Genomic DNA, 19,899 nt, shown 5'->3' with positions numbered 1-19,899 from the left:
CTGCGAGGTCGGTTTCAGGGGCGAAAGTCCCTTCTATGAAGGACGTCCGGTCGCCACGCCACGGGGATTCGCGGGACCTGTGCCTCTGCCGCGCCCGATGCCCGAAGCCAAGACTGGAGGGGTGAGGGACGGCCGACCGGCCGCTCGATCCCGGGAGGATCCCATGAACGCGCGCACAGCCCTCGAAGACCGAACCGTGTCCCAGGTGATGACCACCGACCTGCTCACCATCACGCCCGAGGAGTCGGTCCTGATGGCCTGGGAGCTCATGTGCCAGGCTCGCGTCCACCACCTGCCGGTCGTCAGCGAGACAGGCAGCTTCATGGGAGTCGTCGACGCGCAGATCCTCATGGCCACCTGGGAATCCGCTGGCCCGGGACGAGCCCGGCGTCCCGTCCGGGAGCTCCTGCCCGGCACACCGCTGCTCGCCGTACTCCCCGACGACTCCATCCCGATGGCCGCACGCACCATGCTGAGCGCCTGCACCGACTACGTCGCCGTCATCGATGCCGACCACGCTCTGATCGGCCTGCTCACCGCGCACGACCTCATCAATGCACTCGCCGGTGGCCCGACCAAGCAGTCGTGCCCCTGTCCGAGCATGCCGTCCCTCTATCGGATGGAGCCGGTCCTCCCGAAGCGCCGGCCTGCCGAGGAGCCAGCGGCCATGGCTCACCCCAGCCGCGCCGTCATATCGCCCGACTGAGACGTGGTGTGCCACGGCGTACACGCGGGTGCATACCGGTAATGCCGTTCGTGAACGCGGAAGGAGTCGGCCGTGAAAGACCTCCATGAGCCCGCCGGGCCCGTGCTGTTCGGCTATGACGGCTCTCCTGTGGGCGACCATGCGTTGGCGTGGGCGGTCGAGGAGGCGGTGCTGAGGGGCGTGCCTCTGGTGGTCTGCCACGCCTGGCACTGGCCCTATCCGTTCCAGCAGCATGATCACCAGGCTTTGGAGCTGGTCCGCGGGATGGGGGACCGCGCCGTTGACGACGGCGTGCGAAGGGCACGCCGCCTCGCCGTGGGGTTGGAGCTACGGCGGCTCGTGACTCGGGGGACGCCCGCTGTGGCGTTGCTGACTGCGGCGCGTTCGGCGTCGCTGGTGGTGCTGGGCAGCCGGGGGAGCGGCGGTTTCGAGGCTCTGCGGATGGGCTCGACCGCGATGCAGGTGCCGGCGCACACCGATCGGCCGGTCATCGTCGTGCCGCCGGTGGTGCAGGTGGCCCGCCATGACGGTGTGCGGATAGTCGCGGGGGTGGATGGTTCTCCGGCGAGCGATGCTGCGCTGGACTTCGCGCTCAGCGAGGCGGAGTTGCGCGACCTTCCCGTCACGGCCGTGTGCAGCTGGTGGGATCCGGGAGCGCTGCCCGGCCCCGACCACTCGGCCTTCGCCGATGCCGAGCTGGTCAAGCGAGCGGCGAAGGCACGGTTCGAAGCCGCGGTCGCACGAGCCCGCTCCGCCCATCCGAAGGTGTACGTGGAGTCGCGGTTCGTGGTGCAGAGGCCGCAGGTGGCGCTGGTGGACATCGCGCGCGGGGCGACGCTGCTCGTCGTGGGCGACCGTGGTTTCGGTTCGGCGCCACAGACGCTACTGGGCGACGTGACGCGAACGGTCCTGCATGAGGCGCCGTGCCCGGTCGCCATCGTGCACGCCGAAGACAGGCGACAGAACCGGTGCTCCTGAACGCGCGCGTGAGACCGCGCCCTCTGCTCCACCACCTGGCAGGGCGTACGAGAGTGCGGTGGTCACCACATTCACGACGCATGCCGCGCCGAACCGCAGGCCAGGCAGGGCGGCACGGAGACCGAGCGCGGACACCAGTACCGACACGAGAGTGAGCAGCCCCGGCAGGATCAGCTCGCCGGGCGTGAGGCGCGTCTGCAGGATCGTGGCGACCTCTTCCAGGTCGACGATATGAGGGAGCGCCTTACCGAAGATCGCCACAACGACGGCCACCCCGAGCACCCGCCCCAGCCAGACCCGGAACCGGGACGGCGTGCGTGTGCGCCGCTGACCGTCGGCCTTCCGGTCGGCACCGCCGACGGGCGCGCTGCATGGCATCGTGAGCTCCTTTGCGGTGCCGGTCATCACACCAGTTCAGCAGCGCGGGCGGGCAGAGATCAGGGGCAGAGGATGCTCTCTGCAGGGACCTTCGTCCCGATCGCGTTGGCGAGCCAGAACGGAGCGGCCGTCCGGCGGACAGGTGCCGATACGTGCCGGGCGTTGCCGGAACCTCGGATGCCGTCCGCTGGGTGGCGCCTTGGATCGCCGTCCTGCCGGCTGCCTGCGGTGACGAAGTACCTTCGGGTGCCGATCTTGGGACCAACGTCCCTGCCCGCCGGTGATCCGCTAGCGCATCGTTGCAGGTGGGTCCGGTGATCGCCGTCGAATGGCGGTGCCGGAGAAGCTGACGACGCGCAGGAGAGACTCATGTCCCCGACAGAAGCCCGGCAGGGCAGATCCCCTGGTGGGGAGGAGGAGTTCCGTCACCGGTTCGGGACTCCCACGGCGACCGCGCTGGTCGTCGGTTCCATCATCGGTACGGGGGTGTTCGCGCTTCCCGCCGCGCTGGCACCTTACGGCCCGTCCAGCCTTGTCGCGTTCGGACTGGTCACGGTTGGTGCGTTGGCGTTGGCGGCGGTGTTCGGGTGGCTGAGCCGGCGGGTGCCGGGCTCGGGCGGGCCCTACCTGTACGCCCGGGACGCGTTCGGTGACTTCGGCGGGTTCGTGACGGCGTGGTCGTACTGGCTGACCGCCTGGATCGGGAACGCGGCGATCGCGGTCGCCTGGGTCGGCTACGTGCAGGTCTTCTTCAACGACGGCGGCAACCGCTGGGGCTCGATCGCCATCGCGCTGGTCGGGCTCTGGATCCCCGCGCTGATCAACCTGTCGGGGGTGAAGAACATCGCCGGCTTCCAGCTGCTGACGGTGATCCTGAAGTTCGCGCCGCTGCTGTTCATGGCCACGATCGGGTTGTTCTTCATCAAGGCCGACAACTTCGGCCCGTTCAACCCCAGCGAGCTGTCGACGACCGGAGCGATCTCGGCGGCCGGAGCGATCGCGCTGTTCTCCTACATCGGCCTGGAGACCGCTTCGGTGGTGGCGGGCCGGGTTCGCAATCCAGCCCGTAACGTGTCGCGGGCCACGCTGTTCGGGACGCTGGCGTGCGCGATCATTTACATCCTCGGCACCGTGACGGTGTTCGGCACGGTGGCGCATGACAAGCTGGCCGGTTCTACGGCGCCGTTCTCCGATTCGGCCAACGCGATCTTCTCGGGCAGCTGGGCGGGCAACGCGATGGCCGTCGCGGCGATCATCTCGGGGATCGGGTGCCTGAACGGCTGGACGCTGATCTGCGCCGAGATGCCGATGGCCGCGGCCCGCGACCGGCTGTTCCCTACGCAGTTCGCCAAGCTCAGCAAGCGCGAGGTCCCGGTCCTCGGGATCGTCTCCTCGACCCTGCTGGCGTCGGCGCTGACAGTGTTCGCCTACAGCAGCTTCGAGACCGTCTTCACCAACGTGGTGCTGCTGAGCGTTCTCACCGCGGTGATCCCGTATCTGTACTCGTCCGCCGCTCACCTGTACTGGCTGCTGGTGAAGGGACGTGAGGTCGCCTGGCCGCATCTGGTGCGGGACGTGCTGGTCACCACGGTCGCACTGGTCTTCTCCTTCTGGGCCCTGGCGGGCAGCGGATACCAGGCCGTCTACTACGGCATCTTCGTGTTCTTCCTCGGCATCCCCGTGTACGTCTGGATGAAGACCCAGCGCAAGGAGTACGGGGAGACGCCGGTCGAGCCGATCGACTACCCGTCCGAGGACGATCGGGAGGACTACGCCGCTCATCTGGCGGTTCGCAAGGTGCGCCGGCGCAGGCCCCGCCGGACGGCGCCGGCGCTACGTCACGGGAAGCCGGGGGTGCGGTGATGGCCTTCCGTGTCGACTCCGAGGTCGGAATCCTCCGCCAGGTCATCGTCCACCGTCCGGGTCTGGAACTGTCCCGGCTGACCCCGCGCAACGTCGGCGAGCTGTTGTTCGACGACGTGATGTGGGCCAAGCGCGCCAAGGAAGAGCACGACGCCTTCGCCGAGGCCCTCCGCGACCAGGGCGTCCGCGTCCACCACTACGCCCAGTTGCTGGCCGAGACGCTGGAGACGCCTGACGGCCGCGGCTTCGTTCTCGACCGCGTCTGCACCCCGGAGATCGTCGGCCCCGCCCTCGTGGACTCGCTGCGCAAGGTCATGGACGACCAGGACGGCGCGGAGCTGGCGCGCTTCCTGGTCGGCGGGATCCTCAAGTCCGATCTGAAGCCGTTCAGCGGCGGGGGTCTGAGCTGGGAGGCGTTGCAGGCCGACGATTTCCTCCTGCCGCCGCTGCCCAACCACCTGTTCACCCGCGACAACTCCTGCTGGCTGTACGGCGGGGTGTCGGTCAACCCGATGGCCAAGCCCGCGCGCCAGCGCGAGACGCTGCACAGCCGCGCCATCTACCGCCATCACCCGATGTTCGCCGACGCCGACTTCGCCACCTACTTCGGAGACGACGGCTCCAGCCATCTCCCCGCCACCGTCGAAGGCGGCGACGTGCACGTGCTCGGCAAGGGCGCGATTCTGGTCGGGATGGGGGAGCGGACCACCCCGATGGCGGTGGAGCTCCTGGCGAACGCCCTGTTCGACACCGGCCAGGCCGACAAGGTCATCGCCGTCGAGCTTCCGAAGTCCCGGTCGATGATGCACCTGGACACCGTCCTGACCATGATCGACACCACCACGTTCGTCCGCTATCCCTACCTCGACCCCGACCTGCGCTCCTGGACCGTCACACCCGGCGGCACCCGACCCAATCGCGATCTGTGGGCGACCATCGCCGAGGTGCTGGAGGTCGACAAGGTCACGGTGCTGGTCACCGACGAGGACGTCCGGGCGGCCGAACGCGAGCAGTGGGACGACGGCAACAACTACCTGGCCGTCGCACCCGGCGTCATCGTCGGCTACGAGCGCAACGTCGCCACCAACACCATGATCCGCAGACACGGCATCGAGGTCATCACCATCGCCGGCAGCGAACTCGGCCGTGGCCGAGGCGGCCCCCGCTGCATGACCTGCCCCATCCAGCGCGACCCCGCCCCCAGGAGCACCCCATGAACCTGCCCGCGATGAACCTGCACGGCCGCAGCCTGCTCAAGGAGACCGACCTCACCCGCGAGGAATTCCTCGAACTCATCAACCTCGCCGCCGACCTGCGCGACCAGAAGCGTTCCGGCCGGGCCGGTGGGCGCCTTGCCGGCCGCAACATCGCGTTGATCTTCGAGAAGTCCTCCACCCGCACCCGCTGCGCGTTCGAGGTGGCCGCCTATGACGAGGGCGCGCACGTCACCTACCTCGGCCCCGACGGGTCGCACATCGGCGGCAAGGAGTCGGTCGCCGACACAGCCCGGGTACTGGGCCGGATGTACGACGGGATTGAGTACCGGGGTTTCGCCCAGACCACCGTCGAGGCCCTCGCCGCCCACGCCGGCGTCCCGGTGTGGAACGGCCTGACCGACACCTGGCACCCCACCCAGATGCTCGCCGACATCCTCACCATGGCCGACCACACCACCAAGCCGCTCGACCAGATCACCTACGCCTACCTGGGGGACGCCCGCAACAACGTCGCCAACTCCCTCCTGGTCACCGGCGCACTACTGGGCATGGACGTACGAATTTGCGGACCCGCCGACCTGCAACCTGCGGCCGACATTCAGCAGATCGCCCGCGACCTGGCGGCAGTCTCCGGCGCGCGCCTGACGATCACCGCTGACGTCACCGAGGCGGTCGGCGGCGCCGACTTCGTCTACACCGACGTATGGCTGTCCATGGGAGAGTCACCGGACGCCTGGGCCGACCGCATCAAGAAACTGCTGCCCTACCAGGTCAACGACACCATCATGAAAGCCACCGGCAACCCCGACGCCAAGTTCATGCACTGCCTGCCAGCCCTGCACGACCGGACCACACGGCTCGGCGCACAGCTCCATGACCAGTACGAGCTGGGCGCACTGGAGGTGACCGACGGCGTCTTCGAGTCCGACGCCTCGATCGTGTTCGACCAGGCCGAGAACCGCATGCACACCATCAAGGCCGTCATGGTCGCCACGATCGGAGCGTCCCGGTGAGAATCGTCGCCGCCCTGGGCGGAAACGCGCTCCTCCGGCGCGGTGAAAAACCTGACGCCGCCGTCCAGCTCGCCCACATCGCCCAGGCCGTCGCGGCTCTGGCGCCGCTGGCGGCGGAACACGAGCTGCTCATCACTCACGGCAACGGTCCTCAGGTGGGCATGCTCGCCCTGGAGACCGCCGACGACCACACCCTCTCCACCCCCTACCCGCTGGACGCGCTGGTCGCCGAGACCCAAGGCATGATCGGATACTGGCTGGCCCGGGAACTGCGCGCGGCTCTTCCCGAACGCCAGGTCGTCACCCTGCTCAGCGACACCCTGGTCGACCCCACCGACCCGGCCTTCAACGATCCGACCAAGTTCATCGGCGCTCAGTACACCGCCCAGGAAGCCGCTCTGCTCACCGCCACCCGCGGCTGGACGATGCGCCAGGACGGCAGCGCATGGAGACGGGTCGTTCCCTCACCCGAACCCCGCGACATTGTCGAGCTTCCGGCGATCACCCACCTCATGGACGCCGGTTGGATCGTCGTCGCCGCAGGCGGAGGCGGCATCCCCGTCACCGCCAACGGCCACCACGGCGTCGAAGCGGTCGTCGACAAGGATCTGACCGCCGCCCTTCTTGCCGAACGCACCGACGCCGACGCGCTGCTCCTGCTCACCGACGTGTCGAATATCTACGCCGACTATGGCACCCCGCAGGCGCGACCCCTGACTGGCACCACCCCAGAAGAGATCAGAGCCTTGGGCCTCCCCGAAGGCTCAATGGGCCCCAAAGCCGAAGCCGCCGCCCGCTTCGTCGAACACCGCCCCGGCGCCTTCGCCGCCATCGGCAGCCTCACCGACGCCGAAGCCCTCCTCACCGGAAAGGCAGGAACCCACATCCGCAGCCATGGATCATTGCACTGATCCCGGACAGGGCCTGTCGCCCGCGAGCAGGACGATCAGTCCGCCGGTAGGGACCAAGGTCCCTACCGGCGGCTTCGCATTCAGCACGATTGTGGAGGTCGGTGAACGTTCCCGCATTCGGTCATGACGGGAATAGTCACCACAAGATCCGGGAAGGGCTGCGATCGCGGCCCGGGTTGTCGGTGATCGGACGTGGTGTGCATGGCAGGCGAGGAGCGGCAGTCGGCGGGGGGCGGGCGGGGAACGCTCGGACGGCCGCTGCTGATGCTGACCGTGGCGACCGTGGGGTTCGCCGTCAACTTCTGGGCGTGGGCCCTGCTGAGCCCGCTGGGGCCGCGCTTCAAGGACACTCTGCAGCTCAGTTCCTTCGAGCAGGCGTTGCTGGTGGCGGTGCCGGTGGTGGTCGGCTCGGTCGGGCGGATTCCGGTGGGGGCGTTGACCGACCGGTTCGGCGGGCGGGTGATGTTCCCGCTGGTGTCGGCCGTGACGATTGTCCCGGTTCTGTTCCTGGGCCTGGCGGGGCATTCGTCGCTGACGGCACTGCTGGTCGGCGGGTTCTTCCTGGGGATCGGCGGGACGGCGTTCGCGGTCGGCGTGCCGTTCGTCAGCGCCTGGTTCCCGCCCGAACGGCGCGGGCTGGCGATCGGGGTGTTCGGCGCGGGCATGGGCGGCACGGCGATCAGTGCGTTGACGACGGTGCGGCTTGTGGACGGGTCGGGGATGGCGACCCCGTTCGTGGTCACGGCCGTGTTGCTGGCGGTCTATGCCGTGGTGGCCGCGATGGTGCTGCGTGAGGCGCCGGGCCGGGCGGTGCCCACCGGGTCGGTGGCCGAGCGGTTGGGGACGACCGTGCGGCTTGCGGTGACCTGGCAGGCGTCGGCGTTGTACGCGGTGGCGTTCGGCGGATATGTCGCGTTCTCGGTGTACCTGCCGACCTATCTGAAGACCGAGTACGGCCTGTCGCAGGCGGACGCCGCCAACCGGATGGCGGGATTCGTGCTATTGGCGGTGGTGATGCGGCCGGTCGGCGGGTGGCTGTCGGACCGAATCGGGCCGGTCCGGGTGCTCGGGGCGGTGCTGGCGGTGGTGGCCGCGGGTGCGGCGGTGCAGGCGTTCGCGCCCGTCCTGATGCCCGTCGGCACGATCGCGTTCCTGTCGATGGCCGCCGCTCTGGGAGCCGGCAGCGGCGCGGTGTTCGCCCTGGTCGCTCAGCTGGCACCCGCGAACAAGGTGGGCGCCGTCACCGGGGTCGTGGGCGCGGCGGGAGGGCTCGGCGGCTTCGTGCCGCCGCTGGTGATGGGATCGATCTACGGCGCGTACGGGACCTACGCCGCCGGCCTGGCCCTGCTCGCCGTCGTCGCCTCGGCGAGCGCGGTCTTCACCGTCACGGTGGTGCGACGTGCGTTCACCGGCAAGCGGGATCCGGTGCGGCAGGTCGCCCGCCCCGCCTGAGGAGGTACACGAAGCGTGCCGTACGCGTGACAGCGATGACCTTGACGAGGAGCGAACATGGCCAGTGAGACCGAGCCGGACGCTGCCCAGCCGGGATTGGACGGCGGCGTGGCCGACGCGCTGGTGGGGACACGGCGGTTCTTCACGCGAGCGGAGGTGTCGGCGGACCGGCGGGCGCTGTACAAGAAGGGCGGCCGGCAGGCGGACGAGTTCTACCGGGACCGCTGGGCCCACGACAAGGTGGTGCGGTCCACGCACGGCGTGAACTGCACGGGTTCGTGCTCGTGGAAGGTGTACGTCAAGGACGGCATCATCACTTGGGAGGCCCAGCAGACCGACTACCCGTCGGTGGGCCCGGACCGTCCGGAGTACGAGCCGCGGGGCTGCCCGCGGGGCGCGGCGTTCTCCTGGTACACCTACTCGCCCACCCGGGTGCGGTACCCGTACGTGCGTGGTCTGCTGCTGGAGATGTACCGCGAGGCCAGGGCCCGCACCGGGGATCCGGTCGCCGCCTGGGCGGAGATCGTCACCGACCCGGAGCGGGCGCGCCGCTACAAGAGCGCCCGGGGCAAGGGCGGGCTCGTCCGTGCGAGCTGGGACGAGGCCGTCGAGATGATCGCCGCCGCCCACGTGCACACCGTCAAGGTCCACGGGCCCGACCGGGTAGCGGGATTCTCGCCGATCCCGGCGATGTCGATGGTGTCGCATGCCTCGGGCGCCCGCTTCGTGTCGCTGCTCGGCGGGACGATGTTGTCGTTCTACGACTGGTACGCCGATCTCCCGGTGGCCTCGCCGCAGGTGTTCGGCGACCAGACCGACGTGCCGGAGTCGGGTGACTGGTGGGACGCGGGTTACCTGATCATGTGGGGCTCCAACCTGCCGGTGACCCGCACGCCCGACGCGCACTGGATGGCCGAGGCGCGCTACCGCGGCCAGAAGGTCGTCGCGGTCTCGCCGGACTACGCCGACAACGTCAAGTTCGCCGACGAATGGCTCGCCGCCCAGCCGGGCACCGACGGGGCGCTGGCCATGGCGATGGGCCACGTGGTCCTCAAGGAGTTCTTCGTCGATCGGCGGGTGGACTACTTCACCGACTACGTCAAGCGCTACACCGACCTGCCGTTCCTGATCCGGCTGGAACCCAGTGGGGGCGGGACGTATCGGCCCGGGAAGTTCCTCACCGCGGCCGACCTGCCGGGTGCGGAGGCCGAGAGCGAGCACGCCGCGTTCAAGACGGTCCTGCTGGACGCCGCGACGGGACGACCGCTGGTTCCGAACGGGTCGCTGGGTTTCCGGTACGGCGAGGCGGGGGCCGGGCGGTGGAACCTGGACCTGGGCGACGCCGATCCCCTGCTCAGCGTCATCAGCGGCGACGAGGCGCCTGTCGAGGTGGAACTCCCCCGCTTCGACGGACTCGACGGATCCGTGGGCACGTCGCTGCGGCACGGCGTGCCGGTACGCCGTGTCGCGGGCCGACTGGTGACCACGGTGTACGACCTTCTACTGGCCCAGTACGGTGTGCGCCGGGACGGCCTGCCCGGGAGGTGGCCCTCCGGCTACGACGACGCCGGCCAGCCGTACACTCCCGCCTGGCAGGAGGAGATCACCGGCGTACCGGCGCAGGCCGCCGAACGGATCGCCCGGGAGTTCGCCGCGAACGCCGAGGAGTCCCGCGGCCGGTCGATGATCATCATGGGGGCGGGGACCAACCACTGGTTCCACTCCGACACGATCTACCGGGCGTTCCTGACCTTGACCACGCTGACCGGCTGCCAGGGTGTGAACGGCGGCGGGTGGGCGCACTACGTCGGGCAGGAGAAGTGCCGTCCGGTGACCGGGTGGTCGCAGCTGGCGTTCGGGCTGGACTGGTCGCGGCCGCCGCGCCAGATGATCCAGACCGCGTACTGGTACCTGCACACCGACCAGTTCCGTTATGACCCGATCGGTGCTGACACGCTCGCCTCGGCGACCGCCGACGGTCAGCTGGCGGGCAAGACGACCGCGGACGTGATCGCGCAGGCGGCGCGGCTCGGCTGGATGCCGTCCTACCCGACGTTCGACCGCAACCCGCTCGATCTGGCCGACGAGGCCGAGGGGTCGGGACGGCCGGTCGCCGAGCACGTGGTGTCGGAGCTGACGAGCGGGCGGCTGAGGTTCGCCTGCGAGGATCCCGATTCTCCGGCCAACTTCCCGCGCGTGCTGACGGTGTGGCGGGCCAATCTCCTCGGCTCGTCGGCCAAGGGCAACGAGTACTTTCTCAAGCACCTGCTGGGAACCGACTCGTCCGTGCGCGCGAGTGAGGCGCCGCCGGACGCGCGCCCCAAGGACGTGGTTTGGCGTGCGGAGGCGCCGACCGGGAAGCTGGACCTGCTGCTGTCGCTGGATTTCCGGACGACCAGCACGACCGTTTTCTCCGACATCGTGCTGCCGGCGGCGACGTGGTATGAGAAGCACGACCTCAACACCACCGACATGCACCCGTTCGTGCATTCGTTCAACCCGGCGATCTCCCCGCCCTGGCAGACGCGCACCGACTGGGACGCCTTCCAGGCGATCGCCGCCGCGTTCAGCCGGCTCGCCGAGACCCACCTCGGCGTCCGCAAGGACGTGGTGGCCGTCCCTCTGCTGCACGACACCCCGGACGAGTTGGCGACCCCGCACGGGCGGGTCGCGGACTGGGCCGCGGGGGAGTGCGAGCCGGTCCCGGGCCGGACCATGCCCAAGCTCGTCGTCGTCGAGCGCGACTACCCGGCCGTCGCCGCCAAGATGGGCGCACTCGGCCCGCTCGCCGACACGCTCGGCGCGACCACCAAAGGCGTCACATTCGACGTGCGCAAGGAGGTCGACTACTTGCGGAACAAGAATGGCGCGGTGCGCGGCGGCCCGGCCGACGGGCGGCCCTCGCTGCGCAGGGACGTGCACGCCTGCGAGGCGATCCTGGCCCTCTCGGGCACCACCAACGGGCACCTGGCCACGCAGGGTTTCCGGACCCTGGAGAAACGCACCGGGGCCCGTTTGGCCGACTTGGCGGCCGAGCACGAGGGAAAGCAGATCACCTTCGCCGACACCCAGGCCCGGCCCGTCCCAGTGATCACTTCGCCGGAGTGGTCGGGCTCGGAGGCGGGCGGCCGCCGGTACTCGCCGTTCACCATCAACGTCGAACGGCTCAAACCGTGGCACACCCTCACCGGCCGCCAGCACTTCTTCCTCGACCACGACTGGATGGCCGAGCTCGGCGAGCAGCTCCCGGTCTTCCGGCCCCCGCTCAACATGCACGCCCTCTTCGATGAGCCTGAAATCGGCGAGCGCGGCGAGCTCGGCATCGCCGTCCGCTACCTGACGCCGCACAACAAGTGGTCCATCCACTCCGAATACCAGGACAACCTGTTCATGTTGTCGCTGTCACGCGGCGGTCCCGTCATCTGGATCAGCACTGAGGACGCCGCCAAGATCGGCGTGAGCGACAACGACTGGATCGAGGCCGTCAACCGCAACGGCGTCGTCGTCGCCCGCGCGATCGTCTCGCACCGCATGCCCGAGGGCACGGTCTACATGCACCACGCCCAGGACCGGCTCATCGACGTGCCCCGCAGCGAGACCAGCGGGCGGCGCGGCGGCATCCACAACTCGCTCACCCGGCTGCTGATCAAACCCAGCCACCTCATCGGCGGGTACGCCCAGCTGTCGTTCGCCTTCAACTATCTCGGCCCGACCGGCAACCAGCGCGACGAGGTCACCGTCATCCGCCGCCGCTCCCAGGAGGTGACCTACTAGTGCGAGTCATGGCGCAGATGGCGATGGTCATGAACCTCGACAAGTGCATCGGCTGCCATACCTGCTCGGTCACGTGCAAGCAGGCGTGGACCAACCGCTCCGGTGTCGAGTACGTGTGGTTCAACAACGTTGAGACCCGGCCTGGTCAGGGCTATCCGCGCCGCTATGAGGACCAGGAGCGGTGGCGGGGAGGCTGGACGCTCAACCGCCGAGGCCGCCTCACGCTCAAGGGCGGCGGGCGCTGGCGCAAGCTGGTGACCATCTTCTCCAACCCCAAACTGCCCGGCATCGACGACTACTACGAACCCTGGACCTACGACTACGAGACGCTCACCAACGCGCCGCTCCAGGAGCACACCCCCGTCGCCCGGCCCAAGTCGCTGATCTCGGGCAAGGACATGAAGATCTCCTGGTCGGCGAACTGGGACGACGACCTGGGCGGCACCGCCGGGCAGCCCGACCCCGACGTCCTGCTCGCGGAGCTCTCTGAGAAGGTCAGGCTGGAGTTCGACCGGACGTTCATGTTCTACCTGCCGCGCATCTGCGAGCACTGCCTGAACCCCAGTTGCGCCGCGTCCTGCCCGTCCGGGGCGATCTACAAGCGCACCGAGGACGGCATCGTCCTGGTGGACCAGGACCGCTGCCGCGGCTGGCGCATGTGCGTGTCGGGCTGCCCCTACAAGAAGGTGTACTTCAACCACCGCACCGGCAAGGCCGAGAAGTGCACCTTCTGCTTCCCGCGCGTCGAGGTCGGCATCCCCACGGTCTGCTCGGAGACCTGCGTGGGACGGCTCCGCTACATCGGCCTGATGCTCTACGACGCCGACAAGGTGCTGGAGGCTGCATCGGCTCCAGACGAGACCGATCTGTACGAGGCGCAACGCGAAGTGTTCCTCGACCCGAACGACCCGGCCGTCGTCGCGGCGGCGGAACGTGCGGGCATCCCGCGGGACTGGATTGAGGCCGCCCAGCGCTCCCCGATCCACGCCCTGATCAACATCTACAAGGTCGCGCTGCCGCTGCACCCCGAGTACCGGACGATGCCGATGGTCTGGTACATCCCGCCGCTGTCCCCGGTGGTGGACGTCGTCCGCGACACCGGGCACGACGCCGAGCAAGCGGGGAACCTGTTCGCCGCCATCGACGCGCTGCGCATCCCCGTCGACTACCTAGCCCAGCTCTTCACGGCTGGCGACCCCGCCCCTGTGGACGCCGTGCTGCGGCGGCTGGCCGCGATGCGCGCCTACATGCGCGACATCAACCTCGGCCGCGACCCCGACGACACCATCCCCGCCCGCGTCGGCATGAGCGGCGAGCACATGTACGACATGTACCGCCTGCTCGCACTGGCCAAGTACGACGAACGGTACGTGATCCCCACCGCGCACGCCGAAGACGCCCACAAGCTCGAAGAACTCGCCACCGAATGCAGCCTGGACTACGACGGCGGACCGGGCATGGGCGGCTCGGGACCGTTCGGTGAGTCCTCAGGCGGGGCCGCCCCCATCGCCGTGGAGAACTTCCACATGCTCCGCCAGCGGCAGACCGCCGACAACCCCGTCGACCCGGCTGACAAGCAGAACCGCGTCAACCTCCTCAACTGGGACGGCAAGGGAGCTCCCGCCGGGCTCTTCCCACCCCCTGCTGGCGGTGCGCCTCCCGCGGACTCCGGCCAAGCCAAGACGGAGCCCAAGCCATGAAAATGCCCTTCGGTCCATCAGCGAGGTCCTCGGCACTCAAACCACACGAATGCGCGGTCACCTGGCAGGCGTGCTCGCTTCTCCTGGACTATCCGGACGAACGGATGCTGGCCGGACGCTCGATGTTGCGCCGGGCGGTCGCACCGCTGCCTGCGTTCATCGGCGAGCCGTTGACCGCCTTTCTCGACCATCTCGATGTCATGCCACAGGCGCGGCTGGCCGCCGACTACGTCGCGACCTTCGACCACCGCAAACGGTGCTGTCTCTACCTCACCTACTACTCCTACGGCGACACCCGGAAACGAGGGATGGCCCTGTTGCGCATAAAGCAGACCTACCGAGCCGCCGGGCTCGTCCTCGACGACGGTGAGCTGCCCGACCACCTGGCGGTCGTCCTGGAGTTCGGTGCCACCGCCGACCCCGAGACCGCCCTGCGCCTGCTGACCGAGTACCGCGCAGGCCTCGAACTACTCAGGCTGGCCCTCACCGAGGCCGACTCCCCGTGGGCCCACGTCCTCCATGCGATTTCGGCGAGCCTGCCGCCGCTGGACGGCGACGGCCGGACCGCGGTCCAGCGCCTGGCCGCCGCCGGCCCACCGGAGGAGGAGGTGGGGCTCGCGCCGTTCGGCTCGTCCGACGGGCCGGTGTTCCTCCCCGAACCACGTCTGCGCGTCGATGCCCAAGGAGCCCGTACATGACCGGCCACATCGCGGCGCCGGCCGCGTCCGCCGGCGAGCCCGGCGTTCTGGACATCCTGCTGTGGGTCGCGCTGCCGTACGCGACCATCGCGGTCTTCGTGCTGGGCCACTACTGGCGCTACCGCTACGACAAGTTCGGCTGGACGACCCGTTCCTCCCAGCTGTACGAATCGCGCCTGCTCCGCGTCGGAAGCCCGCTCTTCCACTTCGGCATCCTGGTGGTCCTGCTCGGCCACATCGGTGGCCTGCTCATTCCAAGCAGCTGGACCGAAGCGGCCGGCATCTCCGAGGACGCCTACCACGTCACCGCCGTCGTCCTGGGCACCATCGCCGGCTTCTGCACCCTGGCGGGCCTGGCGATCCTCATCTACCGGCGCCGCACCGTCGGGCCGGTCTTCTCCGCCACCACCCGCAACGACAAGCTCATGTACGCCGTCCTCACCCTGGCGATCGTCCTGGGCCTGGCGGCCACCGTGGCCGCCAACGTCATCGGCGACGGCTACGACTACCGCCACACCATCTCCCCATGGTTCCGGTCAGTCTTCTACCTGCGGCCCGACCCGGACCTGATGGCGGACGTGCCGATCTTGTTCCAGCTGCATGCCCTGAGCGCCTTGCTGCTGTTCATGATCTGGCCGTTCACCCGTCTCGTCCACATGCTCACGGCACCGGTCGGCTACATCACCCGCCCCTACATCGTCTACCGCAGCCGCGACGAGATCCGCGGCACCCACGCCCCGCAACGCGGCTGGGAACGCACCCCCTGAGCCGTCGGCTCGATCATGAACGGGTGGGACGGGTCAGTCGTTTGGCCAGTTCGACGAGGGCGTAGGCGAGTACGGCCATGGCGGTGATGCGTGCCCATGCGCCGGCGTCGATGGGCGCCGAGCGGAACAGGTCGTTCATGACTGGTGCGTAGGTGTAGAGGAGCTGGATCGCGATGAGGGCGAGGGCTCCGGCGCCGACCCAGGGGTTGCGGCGGACTGCCTTCCACAGCATGGGCCGGTGCATGGACAGGCAGTTGAACAGGTAGGTCAGCAGCGTGACCGCGAAAACGTTCACGACGATCGTGCGTGCTTCGGCCAGGGACGCGCCGTGGTCTTGTTCCCAGTGGAAGAGGCCGAACGCGCCGGCGAGCAGGAGCGCTGATACCAGCAGGATCCGTGCCATGAGCGGGCGGGTGATCAATGGCAGGGACGGGTCGCGGGGTGGGCGGTGCATGATGTCGTCGTCGTGGGGTTCGAGGGCGAACGGCAGGCCGAGGACGAGGATCGCGGTCATGTTCAGCCACAGGACCTGGACGGGGAGGATGGGCAGTTCGCCGCCGATGACGATGGCGGCGACCAGGACCAGGCCGAGGCCGATGTTGGCGGGCAGGGCCCAGACGATGAACTTGACCAGGTTGTCGAAGACGCCGCGGCCCTCTTCGACGGCGGCCTCGATGGAGGCGAAGTCGTCGTCGGTGAGGATCATGTCGGCCGACTCCTTGGCGACCTCGGTGCCGCCCCGTCCCATGGCGACGCCGATGTCGGCCTGCTTGAGGGCCGGGGCGTCGTTGACGCCGTCGCCGGTCATGGCGATCACGTGGGAGCGGCTTTGGAGGGCGCGGACGAGCCGGAGCTTCTGTTCGGGGGAGACGCGGGCGAAGACGGCGGTGCGTTCGGCGGCGTCGGGAAGGTCGGCGTCGGAGCAGGCGGTGATGTCGGGGCCGGTCATGACCTCGCCTTGAAGGCCGATCCGGGTGCCGATGGCGGCGGCGGTCTCGGCGTGGTCGCCGGTGATCATTTTGACCTGGATTCCGGCGGTCTGGCAGGCGTGTACCGCGTCGGCGGCGGCCGGGCGCGGCGGGTCGTGCATGGCTTGCAGTCCCAGCAGCGTGAGCCGGGGGAGCGCGTTCAGATCTGCGCCTGCCGTCGGTTCGCTGCGGGCGAAGGCGAGTACGCGCAGGCCTTGGCGTCCGAGCGCGCCGGTGAGCTCGGTCACGGCCGGGTGGTCGAGCGGGCGGGAGGCCCCGTGTGCGTCCAGCTGGGTGTCGCAGAGGTCGAGGACCCGTTCGACCGAACCCTTCACATAGACGATGCCGTCCTCGTGGAGGGTGGCCATGTACTGCCGTTCGGAGGCGAAGGGCAGCGTCTTGGCGCGGGCCGGAACGGTGTCGATTCCTGCCTTGGTGGCGCTGGTGACCAGGGCGCCCTCGGTCGGATCGCCGACAAGCTTCCATTCGTCGTCTTCAGGAACGATGTGGGCGTCGTTGCAGGCCAGCCCGGCCACGAGGGTGGCGCGCAGAGCGGGGTGGACGTCGACGTCGACCGGCTGGCCCGCCAGCAGCAGCTGCCCGTCCGGGCCGTAGCCGGTGCCGGTCACCTCGAGCAGGTGGCCGCCGGCGGCGACGGTGGTCACGGTCATCCGGTTCTCGGTGAGGGTGCCGGTCTTGTCGGTGCAGATGACGGTGGTGCTGCCGAGGGTCTCCACCGCGGGGAGCCTGCGGATGATGGCGTTGCGGCGCACCATGCGGGCGACGCCGAACGCCAGCGTGATGGTGACGACCGCGGGCAGCCCTTCAGGGATGGCACCGACGGCGAGCGCGACGGCGGCGGTGAGCATCTCGGTGGCGGGCTGGCCGCGCAGCACGCCGATCAGGAAGGTCAGGGCGGCCAGGCCGAGGATCGCCACGGTGACGAGCTTGCTGAAGCGGGCGATCTTGCGGGTGAGCGGGGTCTGCACCGCCGTGGCCTCACCGACCAGGTGGTGGATCAATCCGAGCTCGGTGGCCGCTCCGGTCGCGGTCACGATGCCGGTGCCGCCGCCGCGGGTGACCAGGGTTCCGGAGTAGGCCATGTTGTGCCGATCGGCAAGGACCGCCTCCGCGGCCGCCACTGACGGGTTCTTGGAGACCGGCGCCGATTCCCCGGTCAGCGCGGACTCGTCGACCTGCAGGTCGTCGGCGTGCACCACCCGCAGGTCGGCCGGTACCTTCCCGCCCGCCTCCAGTGCGACCAGGTCGCCGGGCACCAGCTCCGTGGAGGAGACGACCCGGCTGGTTCCTTCGCGGACCACGGTGGCATTGATCTGGGTCATGGCCACCAGCGCGGCCAGGGCATTCTCGGCGCGTGACTCCTGGACGAAGCCCACGATGGCGTTGACGATCACGACGCCGAGAATCACGGCGGCGTCCACGTGATCACCGAGAAGCGCGGTGATGGCGGCCGAGACCAGCAGCACGTAGATGAGAGGGCTATGGAACTGCAGGAGGAACCGGACGGCGGGACCGCGGCGCGGCGCGGCTGGAAGCGTGTTGGGACCCGAACGTTCAAGCCGTGCCGCCGCCTCCGGAACGGCGAGGCCCGCCTCCACATCGCCGCCCAGGTCGGCTGCGACCTGGGCGGCGGTGCGCGCATGCGGGGCAGGAATCCCTCGCCCCGCGGGCTTTCTGGCGGTCTCCGTCTGCGATGGGTGTCCGCTCATGCCAGCTTGGCCAGACGCTCTTCGTACTCCTCGGCGTCGATCTCGCCACGGGCCAGCCGCTCGGCCAGGATGCCGCGCGCCCGCTCGCCTCCGGAACCTTCGACCGGCGTCGACTTCGTCCTCGGGCCGCTGTTCGCGGTCGCCTGGAAGACGAGCCAGACGACGGCCGTGATCACCGCGATCCACATGAGCATCATGAGCAGCCCCCATATCCACATCCCCCCGGACCAACCATCGGTTCCCATATGGCCCCAACCGTTCCCAGGCCCGCACAGCGCCATCGAGTGCACGGTGTTCATGAGAACCACCTCCTGACTCCACTGTGCGTGCTCCAAGGACCGCACGTGGAGGGCCGAAGGTCCCGAGCAGGCGGGGCGCACGTCCGTCAGGCGGCGTGGCGCCGATCGAGCCCCGCCCAGGCTGTATCCCAGGAACGTTGCCGGTGCCGGTCCGAACGCCGCCGGACGATGAGGTAGACGCTCAGGAACGGAAGCCCGGAAACGGCAACGGCGATCACGCCCGCGGTGGCCGAGTCGGCGACCGTGTCGGTATGCGTCCTGGGCCGTTCAGCCGTCCTTCCGGTGGCCTCTCGCGTCTGTGCGTGTTCGGCGCGGATGCCGTTGGCGTACACGCGCTCGACGGCAACGGCCGTGACGGCCGGCGCGGTGACGAGGTAAAGGAGCAACAAGGTGAGGCCCGCCACCCACTGGAGCCGATCGACCCGGCGCCGGAGCTGATTCCGGTCGAATCCCAGACGCCGTCGCAGGCGGTTGAACGCCGCGCACCGCCGGCGCAGACGAGATGCTCTCATCGGTCTTCTCCTTTGCTCCCTACGGCGACGGTAGGAGCGGCGGCCACCTGGAGGCAGGTGCGGACGGCCTCTGTGACGTGGGCCGTTGGGCCTTGCCGAGCGGCGCCCAAGCGGGACGTAGGTCCTGGCTCTTTGGTGTCCAAAGCTCCTATCGGGGGCCGGAGCGCTCGGGGGAGTCTGTGATCAGCCGGATCACCGAGGTCCGGATTTCTCCGGAAGAGGTGAGTTGACGATGACCGTCACCGACCGTCGCGTCACCAGAAGGCACATGCCGCGGCCGCACCTGACCGCCCCTGCGCCGCTGACCGAGTCGGTCGCGGCCCGCTACGTGTGGGCGATCGCCCGGCTATCGCTGGCGTGGGTGTTCGTGTGGGCGTTCCTGGACAAGACCTTCGGGCTCGGCCACGGAACCCCCGCCGCGCGGGCCTGGATCGATGGCGGAAGCCCGACCGAAGGCTTCCTGAAGAACTCGCCGACCGGCCCGTTCGAGAGCTTCTACAAGGACATGGCCGGGATGGCCTGGGCCGACTGGATGTTCATGCTCGGCCTGGGCGGTATCGGCCTGGCCCTGGCCCTGGGCATCGGCATGCGGATCGCCGCCGCGAGCGGCGCGCTGCTGCTGGTGATGATGTGGACCGCCGTCCTGCCCCCCGAGAACAACCTGTTCATGGACGACCACCTCATCTACGCCATCGTGCTCATCGGCCTGGCCCTGGTCAGCGCTGGCGACACCATCGGCCTGGGTGGCTGGTGGGGCAAGACCAAGATCGTCCAACGCTTCCCCGTGCTCAGGTAGGGCTCGGCGACTGGAGCGCGGGGGGGGGGGCCCCCCCCGCCCCCCCCCCCCCCGGCCCCCCCCCCCCCCCAAAAACAAGAGGATGTGCGGGTGTGACACAGGGCGGGTGGGGGGGTGGGGCACGGGGGAAAATTTTG

The 19,899-nt window shown here is 69.3% G+C and carries 16 protein-coding genes; 12 read left to right on the top strand and 4 right to left on the bottom strand.

What is annotated here, in order from left to right; all coding sequences use genetic code 11:
- Positions 1-163: 163 nt before the first annotated feature.
- A complete protein-coding gene (locus ACGFNU_RS44500) occupies positions 164-706 on the top strand; it encodes an HPP family protein (protein WP_392602719.1) in 543 nt (180 codons plus the stop codon).
- 72 nt (positions 707-778) lie between these two features.
- The gene (locus ACGFNU_RS44495) at positions 779-1,684 is read left to right on the top strand and encodes a universal stress protein (protein WP_392602718.1); all 906 of its coding nucleotides are present in this window, start codon (positions 779-781) and stop codon (positions 1,682-1,684) included.
- Here the strand turns inward: ACGFNU_RS44495 and ACGFNU_RS44490 are convergent.
- The gene (locus tag ACGFNU_RS44490; RefSeq protein ID WP_392602716.1) at positions 1,589-2,062 is read right to left on the bottom strand and encodes a hypothetical protein; all 474 of its coding nucleotides are present in this window, start codon (positions 2,060-2,062) and stop codon (positions 1,589-1,591) included. The genes ACGFNU_RS44495 and ACGFNU_RS44490 overlap by 96 nt on opposite strands.
- A 369-nt stretch (positions 2,063-2,431) precedes the next feature.
- On the opposite strand from ACGFNU_RS44490, the gene ACGFNU_RS44485 reads away from it, so the two are divergent.
- The 9 genes from ACGFNU_RS44485 (at position 2,432) to narI (ending at position 15,457) form a co-directional block, all read left to right on the top strand.
- Entirely contained in the window at positions 2,432-3,925 is a 1,494-nt protein-coding gene (locus ACGFNU_RS44485; protein WP_392602714.1) for an APC family permease, read from the top strand.
- Positions 3,925-5,142, top strand: coding sequence for an arginine deiminase (locus tag ACGFNU_RS44480; protein WP_392602712.1), 1,218 nt, complete (start codon positions 3,925-3,927; stop codon positions 5,140-5,142). The genes ACGFNU_RS44485 and ACGFNU_RS44480 overlap by 1 nt, the downstream gene beginning before the upstream one ends.
- On the top strand, positions 5,139-6,155 hold the full coding sequence (gene argF / locus ACGFNU_RS44475; protein WP_392602711.1) for an ornithine carbamoyltransferase: 1,017 nt from the start codon (positions 5,139-5,141) through the stop codon (positions 6,153-6,155). The genes ACGFNU_RS44480 and argF overlap by 4 nt, the downstream gene beginning before the upstream one ends.
- On the top strand, positions 6,152-7,066 hold the full coding sequence (locus tag ACGFNU_RS44470; RefSeq protein WP_392602709.1) for a carbamate kinase: 915 nt from the start codon (positions 6,152-6,154) through the stop codon (positions 7,064-7,066). The genes argF and ACGFNU_RS44470 overlap by 4 nt, the downstream gene beginning before the upstream one ends.
- 201 nt (positions 7,067-7,267) lie before the next feature.
- A complete protein-coding gene (locus tag ACGFNU_RS44465) occupies positions 7,268-8,518 on the top strand; it encodes an MFS transporter (RefSeq protein ID WP_392602707.1) in 1,251 nt (416 codons plus the stop codon).
- Between the two features lie 57 nt (positions 8,519-8,575).
- The gene (locus tag ACGFNU_RS44460) at positions 8,576-12,292 is read left to right on the top strand and encodes a nitrate reductase subunit alpha (protein WP_392602706.1); all 3,717 of its coding nucleotides are present in this window, start codon (positions 8,576-8,578) and stop codon (positions 12,290-12,292) included.
- Between the two features lie 8 nt (positions 12,293-12,300).
- A complete protein-coding gene (narH, locus tag ACGFNU_RS44455) occupies positions 12,301-13,992 on the top strand; it encodes a nitrate reductase subunit beta (protein WP_392602705.1) in 1,692 nt (563 codons plus the stop codon).
- Positions 13,989-14,690, top strand: a complete 702-nt coding sequence (narJ, locus tag ACGFNU_RS44450; RefSeq protein WP_392602704.1) for a nitrate reductase molybdenum cofactor assembly chaperone — start codon at positions 13,989-13,991, stop codon at positions 14,688-14,690. Before narH ends, narJ begins: the two co-directional genes overlap by 4 nt.
- The gene (gene narI / locus ACGFNU_RS44445) at positions 14,687-15,457 is read left to right on the top strand and encodes a respiratory nitrate reductase subunit gamma (protein ID WP_392602703.1); all 771 of its coding nucleotides are present in this window, start codon (positions 14,687-14,689) and stop codon (positions 15,455-15,457) included. Before narJ ends, narI begins: the two co-directional genes overlap by 4 nt.
- 13 nt (positions 15,458-15,470) lie before the next feature.
- Here the strand turns inward: narI and ACGFNU_RS44440 are convergent, their stop codons facing one another.
- The 3 genes from ACGFNU_RS44440 to ACGFNU_RS44430 form a co-directional block, all read right to left on the bottom strand.
- The gene (locus ACGFNU_RS44440; protein WP_392602702.1) at positions 15,471-18,155 is read right to left on the bottom strand and encodes an HAD-IC family P-type ATPase; all 2,685 of its coding nucleotides are present in this window, start codon (positions 18,153-18,155) and stop codon (positions 15,471-15,473) included.
- Positions 18,152-18,352 (bottom strand): SHOCT domain-containing protein, encoded by a 201-nt coding sequence (locus tag ACGFNU_RS44435; RefSeq protein ID WP_392602701.1) that lies wholly within the window; start codon positions 18,350-18,352, stop codon positions 18,152-18,154. The genes ACGFNU_RS44440 and ACGFNU_RS44435 overlap by 4 nt, the downstream gene beginning before the upstream one ends.
- Positions 18,353-18,540: 188 nt before the next feature.
- On the bottom strand, positions 18,541-18,966 hold the full coding sequence (locus tag ACGFNU_RS44430; protein ID WP_392602700.1) for a hypothetical protein: 426 nt from the start codon (positions 18,964-18,966) through the stop codon (positions 18,541-18,543).
- A gap of 232 nt (positions 18,967-19,198) precedes the next feature.
- Here ACGFNU_RS44430 and ACGFNU_RS44425 point away from each other — a divergent pair, with 232 nt between their 5' ends.
- A complete protein-coding gene (locus tag ACGFNU_RS44425; protein WP_392602699.1) occupies positions 19,199-19,762 on the top strand; it encodes a hypothetical protein in 564 nt (187 codons plus the stop codon).
- Positions 19,763-19,899 lie beyond the last annotated feature (137 nt).

The sequence above is a fragment of the Spirillospora sp. NPDC048911 genome (assembly GCF_043198015.1).
Taxonomy (GTDB): Bacteria; Actinomycetota; Actinomycetes; order Streptosporangiales; family Streptosporangiaceae; genus Spirillospora.
This window is presented reverse-complemented; position numbering and strand designations above follow the sequence as displayed.

Coding starts and splice junctions, on each gene's coding strand:
- ACGFNU_RS44500 (WP_392602719.1), top strand. CDS start 164: ATGAACGCGCGCACAGCCCTCGAAGACCGAACCGTGTCCCAGGTGATG.
- ACGFNU_RS44490 (WP_392602716.1), bottom strand. CDS start 2,062: ATGCCATGCAGCGCGCCCGTCGGCGGTGCCGACCGGAAGGCCGACGGT.
- ACGFNU_RS44485 (WP_392602714.1), top strand. CDS start 2,432: ATGTCCCCGACAGAAGCCCGGCAGGGCAGATCCCCTGGTGGGGAGGAG.
- ACGFNU_RS44480 (WP_392602712.1), top strand. CDS start 3,925: ATGGCCTTCCGTGTCGACTCCGAGGTCGGAATCCTCCGCCAGGTCATC.
- argF (WP_392602711.1), top strand. CDS start 5,139: ATGAACCTGCCCGCGATGAACCTGCACGGCCGCAGCCTGCTCAAGGAG.
- ACGFNU_RS44465 (WP_392602707.1), top strand. CDS start 7,268: ATGGCAGGCGAGGAGCGGCAGTCGGCGGGGGGCGGGCGGGGAACGCTC.
- ACGFNU_RS44460 (WP_392602706.1), top strand. CDS start 8,576: ATGGCCAGTGAGACCGAGCCGGACGCTGCCCAGCCGGGATTGGACGGC.
- narH (WP_392602705.1), top strand. CDS start 12,301: ATGGCGCAGATGGCGATGGTCATGAACCTCGACAAGTGCATCGGCTGC.
- narJ (WP_392602704.1), top strand. CDS start 13,989: ATGAAAATGCCCTTCGGTCCATCAGCGAGGTCCTCGGCACTCAAACCA.
- narI (WP_392602703.1), top strand. CDS start 14,687: ATGACCGGCCACATCGCGGCGCCGGCCGCGTCCGCCGGCGAGCCCGGC.
- ACGFNU_RS44440 (WP_392602702.1), bottom strand. CDS start 18,155: ATGAGCGGACACCCATCGCAGACGGAGACCGCCAGAAAGCCCGCGGGG.
- ACGFNU_RS44435 (WP_392602701.1), bottom strand. CDS start 18,352: ATGATGCTCATGTGGATCGCGGTGATCACGGCCGTCGTCTGGCTCGTC.
- ACGFNU_RS44430 (WP_392602700.1), bottom strand. CDS start 18,966: ATGAGAGCATCTCGTCTGCGCCGGCGGTGCGCGGCGTTCAACCGCCTG.
- ACGFNU_RS44425 (WP_392602699.1), top strand. CDS start 19,199: ATGACCGTCACCGACCGTCGCGTCACCAGAAGGCACATGCCGCGGCCG.